General features: G+C 66.0%; 13 protein-coding genes. 6 read left to right on the top strand and 7 right to left on the bottom strand.

Annotated elements, in window-relative coordinates; all coding sequences use genetic code 11:
* Window positions 1–64: 64 nt before the first annotated feature.
* The 3 genes from prfB to KUF59_RS23875 all read left to right on the top strand — a co-directional run bounded on the left by prfB (window position 65) and on the right by KUF59_RS23875 (window position 3,060).
* Window positions 65–1,196, top strand: a protein-coding gene (prfB, locus tag KUF59_RS23885) for a peptide chain release factor 2 (RefSeq protein WP_212459784.1) whose coding sequence is annotated in 2 segments (ribosomal slippage) — window positions 65–133 and window positions 135–1,196 — 1,131 coding nt in all. Because the reading frame shifts where the segments join, the coding sequence is not laid out codon by codon here.
* 2 nt (window positions 1,197–1,198) lie between these two features.
* Entirely contained in the window at window positions 1,199–2,071 is an 873-nt protein-coding gene (locus KUF59_RS23880) for an NAD(P)-dependent oxidoreductase (protein ID WP_212459785.1), read from the top strand.
* A gap of 83 nt (window positions 2,072–2,154) precedes the next feature.
* On the top strand, window positions 2,155–3,060 hold the full coding sequence (locus tag KUF59_RS23875; protein WP_212459786.1) for a DMT family transporter: 906 nt from the start codon (window positions 2,155–2,157) through the stop codon (window positions 3,058–3,060).
* A gap of 351 nt (window positions 3,061–3,411) precedes the next feature.
* Here KUF59_RS23875 and KUF59_RS23870 read toward each other — a convergent pair whose 3' ends face one another.
* From KUF59_RS23870 to KUF59_RS23850, 5 genes are all read right to left on the bottom strand, one after another.
* Window positions 3,412–5,562, bottom strand: coding sequence for a carbamoyltransferase C-terminal domain-containing protein (locus KUF59_RS23870; RefSeq protein WP_212459787.1), 2,151 nt, complete (start codon window positions 5,560–5,562; stop codon window positions 3,412–3,414).
* Between the two features lie 85 nt (window positions 5,563–5,647).
* Window positions 5,648–7,027, bottom strand: coding sequence for a glycosyltransferase family 4 protein (locus KUF59_RS23865; protein ID WP_212459788.1), 1,380 nt, complete (start codon window positions 7,025–7,027; stop codon window positions 5,648–5,650).
* Window positions 7,024–7,764 (bottom strand): ABC transporter ATP-binding protein, encoded by a 741-nt coding sequence (locus KUF59_RS23860; RefSeq protein ID WP_212459789.1) that lies wholly within the window; start codon window positions 7,762–7,764, stop codon window positions 7,024–7,026. The genes KUF59_RS23865 and KUF59_RS23860 overlap by 4 nt, the downstream gene beginning before the upstream one ends.
* Window positions 7,765–7,767: 3 nt before the next feature.
* Window positions 7,768–9,690 (bottom strand): glycosyltransferase, encoded by a 1,923-nt coding sequence (locus KUF59_RS23855; RefSeq protein WP_212459790.1) that lies wholly within the window; start codon window positions 9,688–9,690, stop codon window positions 7,768–7,770.
* A 10-nt stretch (window positions 9,691–9,700) separates the two neighbouring features.
* The gene (locus KUF59_RS23850; protein WP_212459791.1) at window positions 9,701–9,856 is read right to left on the bottom strand and encodes a hypothetical protein; all 156 of its coding nucleotides are present in this window, start codon (window positions 9,854–9,856) and stop codon (window positions 9,701–9,703) included.
* A gap of 127 nt (window positions 9,857–9,983) precedes the next feature.
* Between KUF59_RS23850 and KUF59_RS23845 the strand changes: the two genes are divergently transcribed.
* Together KUF59_RS23845 and KUF59_RS23840 are read left to right on the top strand one after the other, a co-directional pair.
* Window positions 9,984–10,865: a DUF6502 family protein gene (locus KUF59_RS23845; RefSeq protein WP_212459792.1), complete on the top strand. Its 882-nt coding sequence runs from the start codon at window positions 9,984–9,986 to the stop codon at window positions 10,863–10,865.
* Complete coding sequence (locus KUF59_RS23840) at window positions 10,862–12,046, top strand: DUF5666 domain-containing protein (protein ID WP_258767202.1); 1,185 nt, start codon at window positions 10,862–10,864, stop codon at window positions 12,044–12,046. Before KUF59_RS23845 ends, KUF59_RS23840 begins: the two co-directional genes overlap by 4 nt.
* A gap of 13 nt (window positions 12,047–12,059) precedes the next feature.
* Here KUF59_RS23840 and KUF59_RS23835 read toward each other — a convergent pair whose 3' ends face one another.
* Window positions 12,060–13,421 carry a M23 family metallopeptidase gene (locus KUF59_RS23835; RefSeq protein WP_212459794.1) on the bottom strand — a complete coding sequence of 454 codons (1,362 nt, stop codon included), beginning with the start codon at window positions 13,419–13,421 and terminating at the stop codon, window positions 12,060–12,062.
* A gap of 113 nt (window positions 13,422–13,534) precedes the next feature.
* A complete protein-coding gene (locus KUF59_RS23830) occupies window positions 13,535–14,227 on the bottom strand; it encodes a peroxiredoxin (protein ID WP_212459795.1) in 693 nt (230 codons plus the stop codon).
* 195 nt (window positions 14,228–14,422) lie between these two features.
* On the opposite strand from KUF59_RS23830, the gene KUF59_RS23825 reads away from it, so the two are divergent.
* Window positions 14,423–18,253, top strand: coding sequence for a YhdP family protein (locus KUF59_RS23825; RefSeq protein ID WP_212459796.1), 3,831 nt, complete (start codon window positions 14,423–14,425; stop codon window positions 18,251–18,253).
* Window positions 18,254–18,401 lie beyond the last annotated feature (148 nt).

The following is an 18,401-nucleotide window of genomic DNA, read 5'->3' as shown; positions in this document are numbered from 1 at the left end:
GGCGCGACCGCCGTTACATCCCCATCTCAATCGAACGCGGGAATCCGCGAGATCAGAGAACGATATGCGCGCCGAAATCGAACGGTTGGTAGAAGAGATCAAGCAGTCAGTCGGGCTGCTGAGGAGGCATCTTTGACGTCGAGAAATCGACGGCGCGCCTCGCTGAGCTGAACAAGCTCGCAGAAGATCCCAACCTCTGGAACGATCCCCAGAAGGCCCAGAAGCTGATGCAGGAGCGAACCTCGCTGGAGGATTCGCTTGGCGGCATCGGCAAGGTCGAGCAGGAGCTCGAGGACAATATCGGCATGATCGAACTCGGCGAGGCCGAGGGCGACGAGGGCGTCGTCACTGAGGCCGAGACCGCGCTGAAGAACCTCAAGAAGGAGGTCGCGCGGCGCGAGCTCGAAGCGCTGCTCTCGGGCGAGGCCGACCGTTTCGATTCCTATCTCGAAGTTCATGCCGGCGCCGGCGGCACCGAGAGCCAGGACTGGGCACAGATGCTCTTGCGCATGTACACGCGCTGGGCCGAGACGCACGGCTTCAAGGTCGAATACCTCGAAGAGTCCGAAGGCGAAGAGGCCGGCATCAAATCGGCAACCATCCAGATCTCCGGTCACAACGCCTATGGCTGGCTGAAGACCGAAGCCGGTGTGCATCGCCTGGTGCGCATCTCGCCGTTCGACTCCAATGCGCGGCGCCACACCTCGTTCTCGAGCGTGCAGGTCTTCCCCGTCATCGACGACAGCATCAAGATCGACATCAAGGAATCCGACGTCCGCACCGACACCATGCGCTCGGGCGGCGCCGGCGGCCAGCACGTCAACAAGACCGAGTCGGCGGTACGTCTCACTCATATCCCGACCGGAGTTGCGGTGGTCTGCCAGGCCGGCCGCTCCCAGCACAAGAACCGGGCGCAGGCCTGGGACATGTTGCGCGCGCGGCTCTATGAGATCGAGCTGAAGAAGCGCGAGGAGAAGGCCGCTGCCGACCAGGCCGCCAAGACCGATATCGGCTGGGGCCATCAGATCCGCTCCTACGTGCTGCAGCCCTACCAGATGGTGAAGGACCTTCGCACGGGGGTGCAGACCTCCGATACCTCGGGCGTCCTCGGCGGCGATCTCGACGAGTTCATGGCGGCAACGCTGGCGCAGCGCGCTTTTGGCACCGCCGGTGCCGACATCGAGGACGTGGACTAATCATGGCGCGCGTTGCCTTCATCGGGCTTGGACGGATGGGCCATGGCATGGCCGGCCGTTATCTCGATGCCGGCCACACCGTTGCGATCTGGAATCGCAGCAAGGCGAAGGCGGAGGATTTGATTGCGCGCGGCGCGCGTTGGGCGACCTCGCCCGAGGACGCCGCGATCGACGCCGACGCCGTCGTCACCATGGTCGCCGACGACGAGGCCTCGCGCGCGGTCTGGCTCGGGCCGTCAGGCGCGGCGAAGACCGCGAAGGCCGGCACCATCGCGATCGAGTGCTCCACCGTCTCCTACGATCACGCACGCGAGCTCGGCCGCGAGCTGAACGCGCGTGGTCTCATCTACATCGATTGCCCCGTGACGGGATTGCCGGATGCCGCGGCGGCGGGAAAGCTGACGCTGCTGGTCGGCGCCGACGCCGCCGATCTCGAACGCGCGCGGCCCTATCTCGAGCCGATCGGCTCGACCATCCGCCATTTCGGCGCGGTCGGCTCCGGCACGGTCTACAAGCTCATCAACAACCTCATGGGCGCGATCCAGATCGCGGGCCTCGCCGAGGGGCTTGCGATTGCCGAGCAGGCCGGGCTCGACATGAAGCTCGTGCTGGAAGCGATCCAGGGTGGCGTCGCCGCAAGCCCGCAGGTGCTGCGTCACTCAAAACGCATGGTCGCGCGCGACTTTGCCGGCGCGACCTTCACGGCGGCGCTGCGGCACAAGGATGCCGCCTATGCGGTGAAGCTCGCCGAAAGCCTGCTCGCCGGCAAACCGCTGGTTGCCCGCGCTGCGGTCGAGGCCTACGCGCAAGCGAAGGCGGCAATGCCCGATGAGGACGAAGGCCGCATGATTGAGCTCGTCTCGCGGCCGAAATAGGCTGCACAGACGTTTCCGGAAATCGGGTGGCTATTCCCACAGCTTCGCGCTAGGCGGCTGTCTGACGACAGCAGCGAGACGCCATGCTTCCCAAAGACAACAGGATGGACGCGCGCGACTGGCTGTTGCTTGGCTTCCTCTCCGTTCTGTGGGGTGGCTCGTTCTTCTTCAATGGCGCGGCACTCAGGGGATTGCCGCCCCTGACCCTTGTATTCCTGCGCGTGGCGATCGGTGCGGCGATCCTGCTGCCGCTGCTCCGGCTTCAGAAGGTGGGCTTTCCCAAGGGCATCGCGGGCTGGAAGCCATTCGCAGCGATGGCGCTGCTCAACAATGTCGTGCCGTTTTCGCTGATCGTGCTGGGACAGACGCTCATTCCGAGCGGGTTGGCGTCGATCCTGAACGCCACCACGCCCTTGTTCACGGTGATCGTGATGGCGGCGGCGGGCGAAGAAGCGTTGCAGGGACGGCGCGTCGCCGGTGTGGTCATCGGACTGATTGGCGTGATCATCCTCAGAGGCCTGGATGTCGCGTCGATGAACGGGCAGGGGCTCGGCATCCTGCTCTGCCTCGGCGGCGCGCTGAGCTACGGCTTTGCGGCGCTGGTGGCGCGGCGGTTGCTGCAAAACTCGCCGCCGCTCAGCACGGCGACGTTTCAGTTGATGGCCTCGACCGTGATGATGGCGATCGTCGCCGGCGCGATCGAGCAACCGTGGCGCCTGCCGATGCCGGGGCCGACCACATGGCTCGCGGTGCTCGGCCTGGCCGGCCTGTCGACCGCGCTGGCCTATCTCGTCTTCTTCCAGATCCTGCGGCGCTCCGGCGCGACCAACGTCATGCTGGTGACGCTGCTCATTCCCGTCACCGCGATCCTGCTCGGCTGTCTCGTGCTGGGTGAGCCGATCTCGGCGCGCGAGATCGTCGGCGCAGTCGTCATCGCCAGCGCGCTGCTCGTGATCGACGGGCGGGTGTTGACGTGGTTGCGGCGATAGATCAGCCGCGGGCTGGCGATGAAGATCACGGGGGTCAGAGATTCTTGATCCCATACCAAACCAGACGCGCTCGAGGTGCGTCATAGACGATACGTAGCTCTCGGTGTGCGCGTAGGCCCGTTCGAAAGCGCGCAGCGTTCCGTTTGCCCCAAACGCCGAGGAGGCACGTCCCGGTGTCTTCGTCGCGAAACAGGGCGGCGCCGCCGAAGGCAGCGCTTAGTCCTTCGGAATCGTGGATACCTCCGCCTCCGTACACGGAGACGACAAGGTCAAGCGGTGCCGCACACACAGCAGTGTCAGCCGTGGGCGAAAAATTCGCGTGTCGGAAAACATACACCACGGGCAGGTCGCTCATCGGTGCGCCGCCTGCCATTCGGTGAGCCACCCCTTGAATCGCCCGCTGTCACGCTCGCCGCCGTGCCAGGCCGCGTAGACACTGCCGTCGTCGGCGACGAGGATCACGGCATCGAGCCCTTTTGACCGGCGCAGCGTGTCGACCGCCTGTTGCGGCGTCTGCGCGATGGGACCGGCGACGTTGAAGGAGGTGTTGACCGACATCTCGACGCCGATGCGGCGACCGAGTGCCTTCAGGTAGGCGTAGGTGAGGGGATCGTCGTCGGGGCCGACGATCTGGATACGGCCGGTGCCATCGGCATGGATGACGGCCGGGATCTTGTCGTGCGCTCCCGGCTTCGCATGCGCGGTCAGCACCATGTAATTGTAGGCGTTGTAGCCGGCGTCCGAAGCGCCGTCCTCCAGCACGAAATATCGCTGCGCCGCTTCCAGCGTCGCCATTGGTGCGAGCGGCCGGATGGCCTCGCGATATTTCACGCGCGCGTTGAGGTTTTCGCGCGCGCCGGCGTCGCTGGGGTTGGCAAAGATCGAGCGGTGGCCGAGCGCGCGCGGGCCGGTTTCGGCGGCGCCCTGGTAGAGCGCGATGACGCCGGACTGCGCCACGATGGACGCCATGAGATCGGCGATAGCGTCGCGGCCCTCTGGTGTGGAGATATCGCCGAGGCGTTGTGAGGCGACATCGTCGGTCGCGAGCGCCGTCTCGATGTCGCTACGTGCCGGCGGCAGGCCGCAATAGAAGGCGTGGCGCATTGGCGGGCCGCGGCGGCTGCCTGCCATCTGCGCGAACAGCCAGGCGGCGCCGATGGTAACGCCGGGATCGCCGGGGACCGGCGGCACCCAGAGGTGCAGGCGCGCTTTCTGCCCCAGCGCCTTGCCGAACCAGGCCTCATCAAAATGTTCAAGCAGCCGCATGTTGCCGACGGCATTGAGCGCGACGCCGCCGGTCAGCACGACGCGGTTGGTGCCGGTCGTACGCAACAGATGATCCACGACATGGATCATGGCGTCCTCGAACACGAGCTGCGTCGCGGCGGCCTTGTCGAGGCGGTCCTGCGTATCGGGCCGGTGCTGGATGTCCTCGACGCGCAAGACCGCGTCGGGATTCCAGAGCTGATCGGGGCGCAGCGGTTTGCCCAAAATGTCGATCAGCGGCTGCTTGTAGGGATGGTCGAAGGGATCGCAGTACCAGTTCGCCATGGCGCGGTTGATCTGCACCGCGCCGCCTTCGCCGAAATGCAGGACCTGTTTGAGCCGCGCATAGTAAGGATTGCTGGCGCGATCCATGTCGCCCCAGGCGGCGGCCCCCATGTAGCGTCCTTCGCTCGACAGCCAGGTCCAGCCGCCTTGCGTCGAGGAGATCACGCTGTAGAAGGCGCCGAGCGAGTCGAACATGCTCTCGTTGCAATAGAGACGCTTCATCTCGCCGTTCTCGACGACATAGAGCGAGATCGAGCCGAGATCGCCGGTGCCGTCGAGCACGGCGATCGCGACCTTCTCATCGCCATCGGCAAAGGGCGAGGCGGCATAGGAGAACCAGGCGTGGTTGTCGTGATGCGGCATCGTGATCAGCGGCACGCGTGCGCCGAGCCCGAGCTGGCGCGCCAGGATTTTTGGCGTGCGCGTCATCTGGTCGAGGCGGCGGCCGTCAAAGCCTGCGGCTTCCGTGTTGCGCGCCAGCCGCAGGCTTTGCGGGGCTTCCTCGAGCAGCGAGCGCGCCAGCGTGCCTGATAGCGTCGGATAGTCCCAGGATGTCAGCCAGGCAAAGATGTCACCGACGTCGCGGCCCATGCCGCGCAATGCCGCCACCATGGCGTCGATCGACTGCGCCGGATATTCGGTGGTGTGCTTGTTGCCGGAAAAGCGCTCTTCCTCGTTGTTGAGGATGAGGCGCGGCCCCGTCGCCGCGCTCACTTCGACCAGCGCCACGCCGGAATTATGCGTGCCGGGTGCACCGAGGCCCGCGAGGTAGAGCGTCTCGCCACGCGCGAGCTTTTCGCGCGCCAGCGCCAACCGCTTCTGTGCGAAGGTCGAGCCGATCTGGTGAAAACCCGCGCGCGCAAAGGCTTTTGTGGCGAGCCACTTCGCAAGGCGGAATCCGGCCGCGCCGAGCCTCGGATGTCGCGGTCCAATTCGTTTTGTCAGTTCCAATGCAAAAGTGCCCCGGCGTGTTCATCCGAGCATCAATCACACTTGGGCGCGGACAACAATGCCGATGCGGGCGTGCGAGTGCGGCCTATTGCGCGGCCTGCATGCGCTCGACCGGAGCAAAATGGCCGAGGAAGTCGCGCGCCTGGGTCTGGTAGCCGAAGCGTTCGGCGAGCTCGCCGCGCCGGTCCCTGATCTTGCGTCGGCATTCCTCCTGCCGGGTCAGTACCCGCGTCACGGAGGCGCAGATCGACTCCGTCGAGAACGGATCGAAATAGTCCGCGAGCTCGCCCGCGACCTCGCGGAACACGGGAATGTCCGAGCACAGGACCGGCGTGTTGGCCGCGAGCGCCTCGATGATCGGCACGCCAAAACCTTCGGCAAAGCTTGGCATGATCAGGCCATGGGCCTCCGCAATCAGCGTCGCCTTTTCGTGCTCGTCGACATAGCCCGCGAAGCGGATGTTGGGTGGCAGGTTCTTCATGCGGTGCGCGAGGCCGGCATAGCCGATCACGACGAGGTCGGCCTGCGGCATGGTGCGGAAGGCGCGGATGGCGGCCGCGAGGTTCTTGCGCGGCTCGTTGGAGACGATGACGACGAAGCTCGGCCGCCCCGGACGCCCTGCAGGGGCTGGCAGTTGCAGGACGTCCGGAGCGTCGAAGCGCGTACGTGGGTACACGACGCGCGTCGGCAGGTGAGCAAATTGCGGCAACAGTTCCCTGAACCGCATCCTGCTGTAGTTCGAAACGAAGGCGAGTTCGTCGGCCTGGCGCAGGCTGGTCAGGAGCCGCGACAGGAACAGCCGCGTCGCGACGTCGCTCAGCTTCAGGTCGGTGAGCGGCAACAGATCGTGGACGACGCAGATGACCTTGGCGCCCGGCTTGCGCTTGATCGCCACCCGTGTCGGGGTATCCACGAGAATGACGTCGTAGTCGCGCGCGTCGATCCGCGGCGGAGGCAACATCAACAGCGCCGAGGTGTCCTGATAGCTGTAGAATCCGGACTCCAGATGGAAGTCGCTGAAGAGTTCGAGGTGACGCAGATCCGGCGGGATGTATTCCAGCGCCGCGGTCTTGTTTTCGAGCAGGTTGGCGCGCAGACCGAGCAGGCCCAGCGCGCGCAGAAAGCAGGCCGCGAATTCGAACGACGTCGACAGCGAGAGCCGGTGCCTGAACCAGTCGATCGTGCGCCGCAGCGGGCTCTTCGTGATCGGCTCGTTCATGTCGACTTCGTCGAGAAAGCGGTACAACGCCAGGAGCTCGATGTTGTGCGACTGCTCCGGGAACAGCCGGGTGCGGCGCTCGCGCCGGCGCATCTGCCGGTAGCGGCGCGTGGTCTCGACCAGCAGCGTCAGCTCATGGCCTTCGGCGGCGAGCGAACGGATCAGCTCGCGCGTGAAGTGGAAGATGCCGCGCTTGTGGTTGGGTTCGCCAAGCGCTTCGGATACGACAAGAATGTTCTTCTTCATGCGCGTTTCTCGCGGAACTCGAAGGGATGGATCACGGGCTGCTCGACCAGCGCGGTCGAGGCGATGCGCCCGTGATCGAGGTTGATGATCCGGTTGCAGGTCCGCCGCAGCAGCGGCTGGTCGTGCGAGGCGATGATCACGATCGCGGCCTGCGACACCATCTTGAGGAGGCGGGTCTCGGCCTTGGCCGAAAAATTCTCGTCGACCACGCTCAGCCATTCGTCGAGCAGGAGGATATCGGCGGGAAAGGCGGTGGCAGTCGCGAACAGGACCCGCATCAGCATGCCCGAGGAGAACATGCGCAGCGGCAGGCGCTGCATCCGCTCCTCGAGCTCGGTGAAGGCCCAGATGTCATCGATGATGGCGCGCGTCGGCTTGCGGCCGCTGATGCGCAGGAGAAGCGCGATATTGTCCTCGGCCACGAAGTCGAGATTGACGCCGGCATTCAGCCCGAGCAGCGGCATCACGCTGCCTGATATCTCGACCTGGCCGCTGGAGGCCGGATAGACACCGGCAATCAGCCGCAGCAGCGTCGACTTGCCGGAACCGTTGGGGCCGGCGAGGCCGATGCGCGCGCCGGCCGCCGCCTCGATCGAGACATCGTCGACGGCGCGGATGGTACGCATCTCGTCCTGCTCGCGGATCAGGCGGCCGAGCACGCGGCGCTTGAGCGAGAAGTCGTAGGCGCCGTAGAGCGGATAGTCGAGACAGGCGTTGCGCAGGCTGATCGAGGCCATGGGTCAGATCCAGAACGCCGCTTTGCGCAAATGCGTGAGCGTCAGGACGCTTGCGAGCGTCAGTACGGCTAGTGCCGAAAGCACGTAGACGATGCTGACGGTATCGACATGGCCGCCCGCCAGCGGCTCGCGCCAGACCGCGAACAGATGCGTCAGCGGATTGAGCTGCATCACGGTCGAGCGGTGGTTGATCATGTCCGTCGACCAGATGACGGGCGAGGCGAGGAAGGCCAGTGTCAGCGTGGATTCGATGATCGGCTTGAGGTCGCGAAATCGCGTCGCCAGGGCGCCGAGCACCAGGCTGAGCGCAAAGGTGCAGGCGACGAACAAGGCGAGTCCTGGCAGTGCCGCGACCGCGCCGCCCGTCTCGTGCCGCGTCAGCACCAGCCAGAGCAGCAACGGCACACAGGCATTGTGAAGCGCGAACAGCGCCTGGCGGAAGGTGCATTGCAGGAGGAAGATGACCGGCGGCAGAGCGCGGTCGCGGATCAGGCTTCCGGAGTTTTGCAGCGCGGTGGTCGCGTCGAGCACGACGCTGTTGAGGAAGGTCCAGGCCGTCATCGACAGCGCCAGCATCGGCAGCCGCGACAGTACGCCGCCGTTCGACATCTGGCCGATCACCGAGCCCAGCACGCCGACCACGATCGCCATCTGCAACGACATCCAGAACGGCCCGAGCAGCGAGCGCACATAGCGGTGGCGCATGTCAGACCAGGCCAGCGCGCCGGCGATCCTCACCGCGTCGATCCAGCCGGTCGCGGCCGCGGCGTCAGTCGCCGCGCTCGCGGCCTTGGCCGCCAATGCCTGGCGATAGACCTGCTCGATGCCGTCCTTGAATCCTGCCTCCGAATATTTGGTGGCGGCCCGGGTCCGTGCGGCGAGCCCCATGCGGCGACGGCGGTCGGGATCCCTGATCAGCGTCTCGATGGCTTCGCCGAGTTTTTCGGCATCACCCGGCGGCACCGTGATCGCTTCGAGGCCGTGGCGGGCGACGTGCGGCACCGCCGTGTCGAGCGCAGTGTTCACGACGGGCCGGCCTGCCGCCATCGCCTCCAACTGGACGAGGCCAAACGTCTCGGCGCTGGTCACCGACGGCATCGCGAAGACGTCGGCGATGCACATCAGCTTGATGCGCTCGCTATCGGGCACCGAGCCGAGCAGGCGGACGCGATCGGCGACGCCGAGTTCCGCGATCAACTGCTCCAGTCGCTCGCGCTCGGCACCTTCGCCGACGATCCAGACCTCGAAGTCGTGGCCGGCGGCAGCGCGGATCAGGACGTCAAAACCCTTGTAGGGAACCAGCCGTCCGCAGGCGAGCACGAGGCGTCCACGATCGTTGACGTGGTCGGGCGTGAGCCGCGGCCAATCGTATTTTGCAACGTCGATGCCGAAGCGTACGACGCGGCACTTGTCGACGAATTCCCGCAGCAACGGCGTGTTGTCGATCAGTACCTTGTCGGAGACGATGATCGCTTCCGCGCGCCGCAGCGTCCGGCGCATCAGGGGCTCGATGAACCAGCGCAGGCCGGCATGGGTGACGATGTCGGCATGCCAGTGCACGACCAGCGGCCGGCCGCGGCCAAGCCCGAATGCGAAGACGAGGTCGGCGAGGGGGAAGGGGGCGTGCAGCGCGAGCAGATCGTGCTTCGGAATCTTCCGCCACAGCCGCCAGGGATAGGTCGGGGCTGCCGGCAGCGAGAGGATGTTGCCGAACGAGCGGACACGCTCGACCGGCACGTCGTTGACGACGATGTCGCGCCGCTCCGCAGCGTTGGAAGCAACCAGCACGGCCGAGCTGAAGACATCCTTCAGGCTGGCGCAGATGTCGCGGATGACAGACAGGGTGCCGCCGAACAGGTCGGGATAATAGACCTTGAAGATGTGAAGCACCGACGGGCTGCGCGCCGAATCGCTGACTGGAATCATGATCGCGCCCTCAGCCGGCCAGGAGCGCGGCGACGAACGGGCTCGCCAGCGCCGAGATGAAGATCACGCCGCGCAGCAGCGCCGGCAGCATCGGGAATGCGTCGCGCGCGCAGAACGCGCCGGCGGCATTTTGGAAACTGGAATTGCAGACCAGGCGGTCACGCATTGGGTCGAATCCCCTTCAAGTCGCGCCCTCAGTGGCGTCTCGTATATGTGGGAAAATTTACCACGTCAACGGAACAAACCAAAAAAGTGGGATTGTGTCCCACGCGAGGCATCGCTACAGTTTCGCCATGAGCGCCAAACCCGGGTCCAAAGCGGCGAACAAATCGGCATCGTCAGAGCCGAACGCCGCAGCAAAGCTGCACGCGCCGCTGGCGCGCCTGCTGCGCCCGCTGGTGCGGCTGTGCATCCGCAGCGGCATGACGTTTCCGGCGCTGACACAGCTCCTGCGCGAGCTGTTCGTCAACGTCGCCGAACACGACTTCGCGCTCGAGGGCAAGGAGCAGACCGACAGCCGCGTCAGCCTGCTCACCGGCATCCATCGCAAGGAGGTGGCGCGGCTGCGCGGTGCCGGCGCGCCGGTGCATGAGACACCCGCAACGCTATCGCTCACGAGTGCGGTGATCGCACGCTGGCTGGCGGCGCCCGAATTCACCGACGCCAAGGGCGAGCCGCTGCCATTGCCGCGCACCGCCGAGGGCGACGCGCCATCGTTCGAGCAGCTCGTCGCCTCCGTCACCAAGGACGTGCGTCCGCGCGCCGTGCTCGACGAATGGCTGGATCGCGAACTGGTCAGGATCAACGGCGACGACGAGATCGAGCTGGTCGAGGCCGCCTTCGTCCCGCGCGGCGAGGACGACAGCAAGTGGCACTATCTCGGCCGCAACCTGCACGACCATATCGCGGCGGCGGCGCAGAACGTGTCGGGCCCAGCACCGCGATTCCTCGAGCGCGCGGTTCACTACAACGGCTTGTCGCCAAAGCTGGCGAAACGGCTGGAGGCCCGCTCGCGCGAACTCGCGATGGAAGCGCTCAAGACCGCCAACCGCGAAGCCAACCGCGCGCTCGCCAAGGACAAGGGTGGCGATGCCCGCTGGAATTTTGGCATCTATGTCTACAGTGAAGGCGACGCCGAGACGCCTGAGGGCAGCGGAGAGGGCGGTCAATCATGAGCAAGCCGCCGCTCATCTCGCGCCGTCTGTTGCTGACCGGCTTCTGGCTGGCCGGAACGGCCGTAGCCTGGGCACAGACAAAGCGCGGCACCGACCAGGGCATTGGCGGCACCGGCATCACGCGCGGCAACGATCAGGGCATCGGCGGCACCGGTATCGTCGGCATCATCCAGCGCTTTGGCAGCATCTACGTCAACGGCGAGCGGATCGCCTATGCGAACGATGTTCCGGTGCGGATCGACGGCGAGCCTGCCAACACCAAGGCGCTCCGGATCGGCCAGCTCGCGCGCGTGGTCGCGATTCGTCAGGCCGATGGCACGCTGGCAACCCGCAGCATCGGAATTGCGAGCGAAGTCGCCGGACCCATCGAAGCCGTGAAGGGCGGCGAGATGACGGTGCTCGGCCAGAAGGTGCTGTCGAGCGGCACTGAAAGCTGGCGGCGCGCGGGCACGCATGTTGCGGTGTTCGGGCTGCGCCGCAGCGACGGCGCGATCGTGGCGAGCCATGTCGAGCAGCGGTCCGGCAGCATCGCGCGCGTGGCTGGCCTCGTCGAGCGCGGCACCGAGGGGCTGCATATCGGCGGGTTGAAGCTCAGCGGTGCCGATCCCGCACTGGTCGGCAAGCGTGCGCAGGTCGAAGGCAGCGTGATGCAGGGGACCACCTTGCAGGTCTCGCGCGCGAGGGTCGACGACTTCTCCGATCTCACTGGTGCGACCCGGCTGTCCGTCGAAGCCTATGTGCAGCGTGTCGGCGCCAATCTCCAGTTCGGCTCCGGCATCGTCGCGCGTGACGTGTCACGCTTTGCGCCTGCCGCGGGCGAGGCGCGTGTGGTGGTGAACGGCGTGCTCGACCCGTCGCACGGCTTGCGGGTGGAGTCGGTGCAATCGGTGGATCGATACCCGGGATCGTCGCTGCAAAGCCCCGGCCGCTCACCCGGCTCGTCGATCACCAATCCCGGTCCAAGAGGAACGCCCGGAGGAAGCCCGGGTGGACCGGGAGGCACTGTTCCCGGCGGAAGCCCGCCATCTGGCGGCCCATCCGGTCCCACTCCCGGCGGCGGGATGGAGCCGCCGGGCGGCGGCGCCGGCGGTCCCTTCGGACCCGGTGGCGGCATGGGCGGACCCGGTGGCGGTGGATTCGGTGGGCCCGGTGGCGGGATGAGCGGCGGCGGGCGGCGCTGATCGCGCGACGGGCTTAGCCCGCGCTGAGCCGTACGCCGGCGCGCAAAAACTTCTGCGGATCGACGGCATCGCCATCGATACGGGTTTCGTAGTGCAGATGCGGACCCGTGGAGCGGCCGGTCGAGCCGACCGCGCCGATGACCTGGCCGATCTTCACGATCTCGCCGACCTTGACGTGGATTTCGGAGAGGTGGCCGTAGCGCGTCGAGAGACCATTGCCGTGGTCGACCTCGACCATGCGGCCGTAACCGCCCGACCATCCCGATGAGACGACCTTGCCATAGGCGGTGACGCGAACGGGATCACCGGTCGCGGCGCGGAAGTCGAGACCGGTGTGCATCGCGGGCCTTCCGAGGAAGGGATCGCTGCGCACGCCGAAGCCAGAGGTGAACTCGACCTCGCCGATAACAGGCTTGCGATAGGGCACCAACGCCAGCGTGCGGTTCAAACGATCCAGCTCGGCGCGCGTGAGGTTGATGCGATTGAGCTGTTTTTCGAACGGCCCGGCATTTGCCGGCAGCTTGACGGGGACGAACGGGCCGCCCATCGCGCTGCGCGGCACGGCAGCTTCGAGATCCGCGAGGTTGAGGCCGAGATCGCTGACCACGCCGCGCATGCGGCGCACCCGCGATTCCATGCCGTCCTCGACGGCGCTGAGCGCGGCGATCTGGCGCCGCTCGACATTGTCGAGCGAGGTCGTCAGCCGCACCAGGACATTGTCAAAACCCTGAACCTTGGCGAACTGGTTCGGCTGCGGGCTCGCCGCGGCCGGCGTGCGCGATTCGAGCCGCGCCTCGCGATCCGGCGGCGCCACGAAGATCACGGTGTCACTGATCGGCGACGGTTTTGGCGTGCCTTGCGACGACGTCCCCGCGTCCGAGCCGCGCGGCGGCGTCGCACGCGGGATCGATCCGGTCACGTCGGGCATGGCGCCGAGCGCCGTTGCACGGGACTCCAGCGCCGTCTGGCGCTTCATGATCTGGTCGAGCTTCTGGTCGAACTGCTCCTGGTCGAGCAGTTGGCGGCTGGTGGTGCGGTCGACCTTGGCCCTGAGCTCGGCGATGCGATCCTCATAGGCGTATTGCATCTCGGCCTGGCGGGCGATCAGCCGGGTCAGGACGTCGTCGCGGAAGGCGAAATAGGTGGCGGTCGCCGCCGACCACAGGCCGAGCAGCACGACGGTGCCCACCACGATCCAGAACACGACGGGGGCGAAGCGCACCTGCTTGCCGGCATGGACGATCGTGTAGCCGTCACTCTCGGCAGGCGCGGGAATCGCGGCTGCGGCGCTCACCGGCCGGCGGTTGAAGGGCCGACCGTGGTCATGCGGGTGATGTTGGGGGGACTGCGAATATTGAGCAGAACTTTTCGACATCGGCACTCCCGCGCCGGTCGGAAAGGACTCCGTACGGCCTCAATTGCCGCAGCAATCTGGGGCGGTCATGGTTAATTTTCCGGAAACGGGAACGCTCGAATTCGTCGGACTGGTTAAAGGTTTGTTGCGACTGCTAACACCGCGTCCGCGTGACCATCGACCCGCACATGGCGCCATATTTTGGCGACCCTGCCGTCAGCACCGACCAGGACCGTGGTGCGAAGAATCCCTTGGAAAGTCTTGCCATACATGGATTTTTCGCCCCAGGCGCCATAAGCCTCCAGCATCTCATGCCGCTCGTCCGAGATCAGGGGGACGCCGAGCTTATGCTTGTCGCGAAATTTCTCCTGGGCCTTGGGCGGGTCGGCGGAGATGCCGAGCACGGCGGTACCGGCCGCGGCGAACGCGTCCTTGAGACGCGTGAAGTCGATCGCTTCCCTTGTGCAGCCCGGCGTGTCGGCACGGGGATAGAAGAACAGCACGAGCTTTTTGCCGGCATAGTCCGACAGCGTGGCGACGTCGCCGCCGTCGCGGGGCAGGCGGAAGGCAGGGGCCTTCTGACCCTCGGACAGCGCCGCTTTTGCGTTCGTTTGAGCAGATGGCGCGGATTCGGAAGATTTTAACCGTTTCGATGCGGCGTTATGCGATGCTGCCTTGGCTGTGGTCTTGCGTGATGTGCCGGCCGGCGCCCGCTGGGTTTTTGCGGACTTTGTTTTGGACTGTGCCGTCGTTTTGGCTGTCGATTTCCTTGGCGTTGGGCTGCCGGAGGCCGTCTTGGACGTTTTCTTTTGCGATTTCTTGGACATACGCCTTCCTTTCGACGCTTTCGGCGGGTCAACCAGAACGCTATTGCAGCTTCCGTCCGGGTCGCCGGATTCGGGCCCTCGGCTGGGCAAGTCTGGCGACGCCGGCGTATGGTTACAAGGAATTCCACGCACCACCCCACTGCTCGTTGAACGCGCGCCCGGGGCGAAATGACGAACAGCAGGAACATTCACGGAATGGCTGCGGTGCCGGTGCAGGGGCGCTCGATCCCTGTTGACGGCTGTGGCCCTGGTGGCGGTCAATCGTACGATGGGCGCCTGTATCGAGAGGCAATGGCTAGGAATACGTCGCCCCAGGGATCCGATCATGGATCGGAGTATGACCGGGACTACGATCGGCGCACCGCGCAACAGGCTCCCCCGGAGTGGGATGAGCCCGATTGGGATCCGGATCAGGAGGAGGCGGCGGGCCGTCGGGCGCGCCGGCTGCTGTCCCGTTCCAGTTCGCGGGTTCATCGCCTGGGCGACGGTTTTGGGACCCTGCGGCGCTGGCTGGCGGCCGATCGGTGGGTCAAGCGCCTCGCCATCGGCGTTGCGATGGTCGTCGTCATCTTCGTCGGCTGCTTCGGCGCGCTGTGGTGGCGGCTCGGCGCAGGTCCGATCAATCTCGACATCGCAACACCCTGGCTTGCCGAGGCGATCGAGGAGAACATCGGCCACGGCAACACGGTCGAGGTCGGCGGCACACAGATCGAACGCGCCGGCCGCATCCGCATCGCCGTACGCATCCGCGACATCATCGTGCGCGACCGCGACCACGCCATCGTGGCGGTTGCGCCGAAGGCCGAGGTGAAGCTATCGGGCACCGCGCTCCTGATGGGGCGGTTGCGTGCCGAAAGCCTCAATCTCGTCGATGCCGAGCTGGCCATCCGCATTCTGCCCGATGGCACGGTCACCGTATCAGCCGGCGACACCGCAAAACCGCTCGCAACGGGCGTTGCCTCGAAGAAGGAAGCCGGCCTGCCGCCGACATTCCCGCGCTCTGGTCCGGGCATGCCGCCGACCGCGACTGCGCCGAATGCTCCCAATGTGGCGACCGGAACGCCTGCGGCGTCACCGACGGCCAGCGCGCAGAGCGGGCTGCTGGCGAGCCTCGACTGGCTCGACAGCCTGAGCATGACCGGCCTCGACGGCCAGAACCTCAACGAGATCGGCCTGAAGAACGGCAATCTGATCGTCGACGATCAGCAGCGCGGCGGCAAATGGACCTTCGAGAACATCAGCCTCAGTCTGCGCCGACCCAGCAAGGGCGGCGTGGCCCTGAGCCTTGGCGAAGAGGGTGCCAAGCCATGGTCGCTGCGCGTCACGGTCGGGCCTGCCGAGAACGGCGTGCGCTCGGTCGACATCCGCGCCGACAAGGTTTCGACGGCGAACATCCTTCTGGCGCTCCGTCCGAAAGACCTGACCTACAATGCCGACCTGCCGCTCACCGGCGAGCTCAAGGGCGAGCTCGGACGCGACGGCCTGCCGACCTATTTCCGCGGCAAGATCGTCGCCGGCGCCGGCAACATCATCGACACCGACACACCCGACTATCCGATGGGGATCGACTCGGCCGAGATCAATGTCGAGTGGGATTCCGGGCGGCGGGTGCTGGTCGCACCGTTCAAGGTCATCGCGGGCGCCAATCGCGTCACGCTGCTGGCGCATCTCGAGCCGCCCAATGGCAACACCACGGACTGGCAGCTCGGTTTCAGCGGCGGTTCGATCCTGCTCGCCGGCATCGACAACGAGCCGCCGCTGGTGTTCAACCGCATCGCGATCGGCTTCCGTTTCGACACCGACCACAAGCGCGTGCTGCTGACGCAGGCCAATATCAGCAATGGCGAGATCGGCGTCGCCGGCACCGCCACGGTCGACTATGCCAACGAGCCGCAATTGACGCTGGGCTTTGCGGGCACGCCGATGTCGGCGTCCGCCATGAAGCGGATGTGGCCGACGCTTGTCGTCCCCGAGCTTCGTGAGTGGGTGATCGAGCGGATCGAGCGCGGCTCGCTCCAGCGCATCGAGGTCGCCGTCAATTCGCCGGTGCGCAACCTCTCCCGCAAGGGGCCGCCGATCCCCGACGACGGGCTCTCCGTCAACATCGTCGCCAACGGCGTTGCCGTCCGCCCCGTCGACGGCATGCCGTCGGTGCATGATGCCGACTTGCGGGCGCGCGTCACGGGGCGCACCGCCACCGTCAATATCGGGCAGGGGATCGCCGACACGCCGGCAGGGCGCAAGGTGACGATCTCCGATTTCACCTTCGAGGTGCCAGACATGGTGCCAAAACCGTCGCCGTCGCGCAGCAGGTTCCGCGTCGAGGGACCGGTGCCGGCGGCCGCCGAAATGCTCGCCAATGACCGGCTGAGCGATCTGTCCGCGACCTTCGTCGATCCCAACACCAGCAAGGGAACGTTCAACGCGACCATCTCGCTTGCCCTGCCGGTCAAGGGCGAGCTGACCAAGGCTGACACCGTCTACGCCGTCACCGCCGACCTCAACGGCTTTGCCGCCGACAAGCTGGTGATGAACCAGAAGTTAGAGGCCAACACGCTCAAGATCGTCGCCAACAACCAGGGCTATCAGGTCAAGGGCGACGTCAAGATCAACGGCCAGGCCGCCTCCCTCGATTACCGCAAGCCGGCCGAGGGTGATGCCGACGTCAAATTGCAAACCACGCTCGACGATGCGAGCCGCGCCCGTCTCGGCTTCGATCTGGGCCCCGCCGTCAGCGGTTCGATCCCGGTCAAGCTCTCCGGCAAGATCGCCGGCGGTCCCGAGCAGACCACGCGCCTCGGCATCGAAGCCGACCTGACCTCGCTCAAGCTCGACAACATCCTGCCGGGCTGGGTCAAGCTGCCGGGCAAGTCCGGCAAGGCCAGCTTCAAGGTGGTGCCGACGGCGCAATCGACGCGGCTGGAGGACATCGTCGTCGACGGTGCCGGCGTCTCGATCCGCGGGGCGCTCGAAATCGATCAGAACGGCGACCTCATGAACGCGAATTTTCCGGTCTATTCGCCGTCCGACGGCGACAAGGCCTCGCTGCGCGTCGAGCGCGGTGCCGACGGCGTGGTCAAGGGTACGATGCGCGGCGAGGTGTTCGACGGTCGCGGCTTCCTGAAGTCGGCGATCTCAGGCACGACCAAGGACGACGGCAAGAGCAAGCTCAAGAACGTCGACTTCGATATCGACGTCAAGCTCGGCACGGTCGCCGGCTCCAACGGCGAGACGATGCGCAGCGTCGACGCAAAGATGTCGCGTCGCAACGGCGCCATCAAGGCGTTCTCGCTGAGCGGCAAGGTCGGCAGCAACACGCCTGTCACGGCCGACTTGCGCGGTGGGCGCGCGCAGGGCAGCCGCGAGGTGATCTATCTCCAGACCAACGACGCGGGCGCTTTGCTGCGCTTCACCGACACCACCAACAAAGTTTACGGCGGCCAGATGGTGGTGGCGATGGAGCCGCCGACGTCGGAGCCGACGGCCAGGGAAGGCCTGATCAATGTGCGCGATTTCTCTGTGAGGGGAATGGACCAGCTCGATCGCGTTGCAGCGGGTGGCCCCAACGGCGCGCAGAACGGCGTGGCGTTCTCGGCATTGCGCGCGGAGTTCACCCGGCACAACGGCGCGCTCACGATCCGCGACGGCGTGGTCAAAGGACCGATGATCGGCGCCACCATCGAGGGCGCGATCGACTATCCCGGCAACCAGGTCTGCATGAGCGGCACCTTCGTGCCGATGTACGGGGTGAACAATATCTTTGGCCAGATTCCGTTGTTCGGCATCTTCCTCGGCGGCGGCGACAAGGAGGGCTTGATCGGCGTGACCTATGAGGTCGTCGGCACGCCGGCCGCGCCCGTGATGCGTGTCAATCCGATCTCGGCGATGGCGCCGGGCCTGTTCCGCAAGATCTTCGAATTCAACACCGGCAAGCAGAACTCGCCGATCGACGAGTTGGCGACGCAGTCGGGCGATGCGGGATCGCCGCGGTCGCTCTCGATCGGCTGCAATGCGGCGCGGCGATAGCGTGAGGCGGCCGGGCGCTACGCGCCTGCCTGCGTCCGTTCAGATCGTAAAAGAGTCAGCCCAAGAAGATCGGCTCGAGGCTTTCGACCATGAGCTCGCGTGGGTAGGCCCGCAATGAACCGCTTCGTTCACCGCATCATCATGGCCG

The organism is Bradyrhizobium arachidis, from assembly GCF_024758505.1.
Classification (GTDB): Bacteria; Pseudomonadota; Alphaproteobacteria; order Rhizobiales; family Xanthobacteraceae; genus Bradyrhizobium; species Bradyrhizobium manausense_C.
This window is presented reverse-complemented; position numbering and strand designations above follow the sequence as displayed.

Coding starts and splice junctions, on each gene's coding strand:
- KUF59_RS23880 (WP_212459785.1), top strand. CDS start 1,199: ATGGCGCGCGTTGCCTTCATCGGGCTTGGACGGATGGGCCATGGCATG.
- KUF59_RS23875 (WP_212459786.1), top strand. CDS start 2,155: ATGCTTCCCAAAGACAACAGGATGGACGCGCGCGACTGGCTGTTGCTT.
- KUF59_RS23865 (WP_212459788.1), bottom strand. CDS start 7,027: ATGAAGAAGAACATTCTTGTCGTATCCGAAGCGCTTGGCGAACCCAAC.
- KUF59_RS23860 (WP_212459789.1), bottom strand. CDS start 7,764: ATGGCCTCGATCAGCCTGCGCAACGCCTGTCTCGACTATCCGCTCTAC.
- KUF59_RS23855 (WP_212459790.1), bottom strand. CDS start 9,690: ATGATTCCAGTCAGCGATTCGGCGCGCAGCCCGTCGGTGCTTCACATC.
- KUF59_RS23850 (WP_212459791.1), bottom strand. CDS start 9,856: ATGCGTGACCGCCTGGTCTGCAATTCCAGTTTCCAAAATGCCGCCGGC.
- KUF59_RS23845 (WP_212459792.1), top strand. CDS start 9,984: ATGAGCGCCAAACCCGGGTCCAAAGCGGCGAACAAATCGGCATCGTCA.
- KUF59_RS23840 (WP_258767202.1), top strand. CDS start 10,862: ATGAGCAAGCCGCCGCTCATCTCGCGCCGTCTGTTGCTGACCGGCTTC.
- KUF59_RS23835 (WP_212459794.1), bottom strand. CDS start 13,421: ATGTCGAAAAGTTCTGCTCAATATTCGCAGTCCCCCCAACATCACCCG.
- KUF59_RS23830 (WP_212459795.1), bottom strand. CDS start 14,227: ATGTCCAAGAAATCGCAAAAGAAAACGTCCAAGACGGCCTCCGGCAGC.
- KUF59_RS23825 (WP_212459796.1), top strand. CDS start 14,423: ATGGCTGCGGTGCCGGTGCAGGGGCGCTCGATCCCTGTTGACGGCTGT.